Raw genomic sequence first — 5,019 nt, 5'->3', positions numbered from 1 at the left:
GCGCCTGGGCAGCCCGCGCCGGCGCATCAACATCGGCCTCATCGGCATGACCTTCATCCTCTCGATCTTCGCCGGGCGGCTGATCCAGATGCAGGGTCTCGACTCCAAGGTGTACGAGGCCGCCGCCGTCGGCCAGCGCCAGCACATCGAGATCATCCCGGCCAAGCGCGGCTCGATCGCCGACGTCAACGGTCACGAGCTCGCCGTCACCGTCGAGGCCCGCGAGGTGTCGATCGACCCCACGAAGGTGCCCGCGCAGATCCGCCAGAAGGTGGCCCAGATCCTGGCCCAGCAGCTCGGCAGCACCGAGCAGGAGATGGCCGTGAAGCTGGCCAGGACCCACACCCGCTACCAGCTCCTGGCCCGCGACGTCGACCCTGTCGTGGCGACCAGGCTGCTGCAGGCCCGCATCCCGTCGCTGGCGACGAAGAGGACCTATCGCCGGCTCTACCCGGCCGGCGACCTGGCGGGTAGCCTCATCGGCTTCGTCGGCGACGAGGGCACCGGACTCGGCGGCATGGAGCAGGCGAAGAACTCCCTGCTGGCCGGCCGCGACGGCAAGCAGCTCGTCGAGACCGGCCGCGACGGCCAGCGCATCCCGATGACCAGCAGCCAGCACACCTCCCCTGTCGAGGGCAAGGACGTGCGCCTGACGATCGACCGCGACATCCAGTGGGCCGCCCAGAAGTCCATCGACCAGCAGGTGCGCGCGTCGAACGCCGACAGCGGCACCGTGATCGTCATGGACGTGCAGACGGCCCAGATCGTCGCCATGGCCAACGCCCCGGAGCTCGACCTGGGCAACTGGCGCAAGGCCGACCCGAAGAGCTACGTCAACAAGGCCGCCGCCGACGTCTTCGAGCCCGGCAGCACCAACAAGGTGATCACCGCCGCCGCCGCGCTGGAGGCCGGCGCGGTCACGCCCGACACGGTGTACCGCGTGCCCGACCGCATCCGCTGCGCCGACCAGGTGCTGCACGACGCCCACACGCACAAGGTGGAGTCGATGACCTTCCGCCAGGCGGTGGCCGAGTCGAGCAACGTCGCCACGGTCATGGCGGCGCGCGAGATCGGCAGCGAACGCCTGCACCAGATGCTGCAGGCGTTCGGCTTCGGCACCAGGCCGGGCGGCGGAGTCCCGAACGCCGAGGCCGGGCTGCTGCCCGACTACCGCAAGTGGTCGGGCAGCCAGAACTGCACGGTCGCGTACGGGCAGGGCGTCTCGGTGACGGCACTGCAGATGGCCAGCGTCTACCAGACGATCGCGAACGGCGGCGTCAAGGTCGAGCCGCAGATCGTGGCCGGCACGACCGACGCCTCGGGCAGGTTCGTCCCCGCTCCCGCAGGTAAGCAGACCAAGGTGGTGAGCGAGACGACGGCCAAGGAGATCACGACGATGCTGGAGAGCGCGGTCGGCGCCGAGGGAACGGGGCAGCTGGCCGCCATCCCGGGTTACCGGGTGGCGGGCAAGACAGGAACGGCCAACCGCTACGACGCCGAACTCGGCCGCTACGACGGCTACACTGCCTCCTTCGCCGGGTTCGCGCCCGCCGACAAGCCCCGGCTCGTGGTGCTGTCGGTGGTGCAGAACCCCAAGAAGGGCCACTTCGGCGGAGAGCTGGCGGCCCCGGTCTTCAAGGATGTGATGACGTTCGCCATCAAGAGCAAGAAGATTCCTCCCACAGGGTCCGTCGCGCCGCCGGTGCGGGCGCGCGCGGACCAGTGAGCAGGGAAGGTACGCTCTCGCCGTGCGTCCCCCGTCGTCCATGCGCCCCACGTCCAGCCCGCCTCGCCCGCTGACCGGGCTCGCGACCATGCTCGACGCCGATTCCGGCTCGTCGCGCTCACCTCATGCCGCCCTGACCGGCGTGACCATCCACTCCGGCAACGTCAGGCGCGGCGACCTCTACGTCGCCCTGCCAGGAAACCGCGCCCATGGCGCCGACTACGCCGCCGACGCCATGGCGCGCGGCGCCGTCGCCGTGCTCACCGATCCGGCCGGCCGCGAGACGGCGGTGGCCACGGGGCTGCCGGTGCTCGTCGTGCCCGATCCGCGCGGCCTGCTCGGGCAGATCTCCTCCTGGGTGTACGGCCAGCCGGCCCACGACATCCAGATCCTCGGCGTGACCGGCACCAGCGGCAAGTCCACCACCACGTTCATGCTGGAGGCGGGCCTGCGGGCGGCCGGTCACCGTACGGGTCTGGTGGGCGGGGTCGAGATCCGCGCGGCCGACCTGCGCTTCCAGCCCACGCTCACCACGCCGGAGGCGTCCGAGCTGCACGGCCTGTTCGCCCTGATGCGGGAGGAGGGCGTCACCGCCGCCGCCATGGAGGTCTCCAGCCACGCGCTCGCGCTCGGCAGGGTCGACGGCATCTTCTACGACGTGGCCCTGTTCACCAACCTGTCGCAGGACCACCTCGACTTCCACAAGGACTTCGACGACTACTTCGCGACCAAGGCGAAGTTGTTCCAGCCCGAGCTGAGCCGGGCCGGCGTGACCAACGTCGACGACCGTTACGGGCGCGAGCTGCTCGGCCTGGCGAAGGTGCCGATGACCACGTTCTCGGCGCAGGGCGACCCGGAGGCCCACTGGCGGGCGATGGACGCCCGGCTCGGCGCCGACGGGAGCGCGTTCCGGGTGGTGGGGCCCGGTGGGGTCGAGGCCGACGCGCAGATCGCGCTGCCCGGCCCGTTCAACGTCGCCAACGCGCTCGGCGCCATCGTGACGCTCGTGGAGGCGGGGGTGCCGCTGCAGACGGCCGTCCACGGCGTCGGCACGCTGACCGGCGTGCCCGGGCGCATGGAGCGCGTCACCGGCGCCGATGAGGATTTCCAGGCCATCGTCGACTACTCGCACAAGCCGGGCGCCGTCGAATCGGTGCTGTGCTCCCTGCGCTCCGTGACGGCCGGCAGGCTGATCATCGTGCTTGGCTGTGGCGGCGACCGCGATTCGGGTAAACGTCCCATTATGGGAGAAATCTCCGCACGACTGGCGGATGTGGCCATCTTCACGAGCGACAATCCGCGCTCGGAGGATCCGCTGGCCATCCTCACGACGATGATGGAGGGAGCGCTCCGCGTTCCGCAGCACGACCGCGCTCATGTGATCATTGAGCCCGACCGCGCGGCCGCCATCGGCCTCGCGATCGCCCGGGCCGGGCGCGGCGACGTCGTCGTGGTGGCCGGCAAGGGCCACGAACAGGGCCAGTACGTGTCTGGCGAGGTGATCCCCTTCGACGACCGCGACGTGGTCGCCGAAGCGATCGACGCACGCAAGGAAAGCAGGAAGCACTCATGATCCCGATGCCTCTGGCCAGGATCGCCGAGATAACCTCGGGCGCCCTGTCGGGCATGGCCGATCCCCGCGCGGTGGTGCGCGGGCCCGTCGTGATCGACTCACGGGCCGTCGAACCGGGATCCCTCTTCGTCGCCATCAAGGGCGCGCGGGTCGACGGTCACGACTACGCCGCGCAGGCCGTCCGCGCCGGCGCCGTCGCCGTGCTGGCCACCCGGCCGGTCGAGGCGCCGTCGGTGATCGTTCCCGACGCCGCCGCCGCGCTCGCCGAGCTGGCCGCCGCCCAGGTCAGGGCGCTGCCCGAGGCCACCGTGATCGGCGTGACCGGCTCGGCCGGCAAGACCAGCACCAAAGACCTCCTGGCCCGGCTCACCGGCCGGATCGGCGCCACCGTCGCGCCCGTCGGCAGCTTCAACAACGAGCTCGGCCACCCGCTGACCGTGCTGCGGGCCGACCTCGGCACCCGCTTCATGGTGCTGGAGCTGGCCGCCCGCACCATCGGCCACATCAAGGACCTGACCCGCATCGCTCCGCCGCAGATCGGCGTGGTGCTCAACGTCGGCACCGCCCACCTCGGCGTGTTCGGCGGCAAGGAGGCCATCGCCAAGGCCAAGGGCGAGCTGGTGGAGGCGCTGCCGCGCACGGGCGTGGCGGTGCTCAACGCCGACGACCCGCTGGTGCGGGCCATGGCCTCCCGCACTGACGCGCGGGTGACCTTCTTCGGGCGCGGCGAGTCCGCCGCGATCCGGGCCGAGGACGTCGTGGTCGACGCCCGCGGGCGCGCCTCCTTCACGCTGCGCACGCCGTCCGGCACCGCCCCGGTGTCGCTGCAGCTGTACGGCGGCCACGCGGTCGAGAACGCGCTGGCCGCCGCCGCGGCCGGCTACGAGCTGGGCCTGCCGGTGGCGACCATCGCCGAGGAGCTGTCGGCGGCCACGCCGCGCAGCCGGTGGCGGATGGAGGTCACCGACCGGCCCGACGGGGTGACCGTCGTCAACGACGCCTACAACGCCAACCCCGACTCGATGCGGGCCGCTTTCGAGATGTTCGAGGTGCTCGGCAAGGGGCGGCGGCGGTTCGCGGTCATCGCGGCGCTGCGGGAGCTCGGCGACGACGGGCCGGCGCTCAACGCCGAGCTCGGGCGGATGGCCGGCTCGGCGGGGCTGGCGGGCCTCATCGTGGCCGGGCCCGACGCCGAGCCCGTCCTGGAGGGCGCGCACGCCGCCGCCCGCGAATCGGTTCCGGCGCCTCACCAAGCGGCTCCTCCGCTTCCCGGCCCCGCTCCCCACGCCGGCCCGGCCGGGGCGGCACCGCCCGTCCCGCCGCCCACGGGTGCGGCTGCGCACTCCGGTCCCGCCGGGGCGGTTTCTCCTGGCCGGCCTCCCGCGGGCACGGCCGGTCAGCCGGGTCACGCCGGAGCGGTCCGGCCCGCCCCGCAGCCCACGGCTCCCGGCGTTCCTCATCCTCCTGCTCCGGTGGCCGGCCCTGTCCCTGGCGGCCCTGTTCCTGGCGGCCCTGTTCCTGGCGGCCCTGTTCCTGGCGGCCCTGTTCCCGGCGGCGCCGGTGGTCCCGTTCCGGGTGGGGCTCCGCACGGCGGCCCGGTGCCCGGTGGGGCGCCGCATGGCGGTCCTGTGCCCGGTGGGGCGCCTTACGGCGGTCCTGCGCCGGTGCCGCCCGCGGCGGTACCGGGCACTCACGGGCCTGGCCCCCACCCGCAGAGCCC

The 5,019-nt window shown here is 72.7% G+C and carries 2 protein-coding genes and 1 pseudogene; all 3 read left to right on the top strand.

Annotated elements, in window-relative coordinates:
• On the top strand, positions 1–1,726 hold a 1,726-nt coding region (locus E1286_RS45970; protein ID WP_132623525.1), incomplete at its 5' end, for a peptidoglycan D,D-transpeptidase FtsI family protein.
• Positions 1,727–1,766: 40 nt separating this feature from the next.
• Entirely contained in the window at positions 1,767–3,299 is a 1,533-nt protein-coding gene (locus tag E1286_RS45965) for a UDP-N-acetylmuramoyl-L-alanyl-D-glutamate--2,6-diaminopimelate ligase (RefSeq protein ID WP_132623527.1), read from the top strand.
• Positions 3,296–4,531, top strand: a pseudogene (locus E1286_RS45960) (UDP-N-acetylmuramoyl-tripeptide--D-alanyl-D-alanine ligase); the annotation flags it as partial. The gene E1286_RS45965 and the pseudogene E1286_RS45960, both read left to right, overlap by 4 nt.
• Positions 4,532–5,019 lie beyond the last annotated feature (488 nt).

It is taken from the genome of Nonomuraea terrae, from assembly GCF_004348995.1.
GTDB lineage: Bacteria > Actinomycetota > Actinomycetes > Streptosporangiales > Streptosporangiaceae > Nonomuraea > Nonomuraea terrae.
Note: the sequence above shows the minus strand (reverse complement) of the source record. Positions and strands in the feature narration are given on the sequence as shown.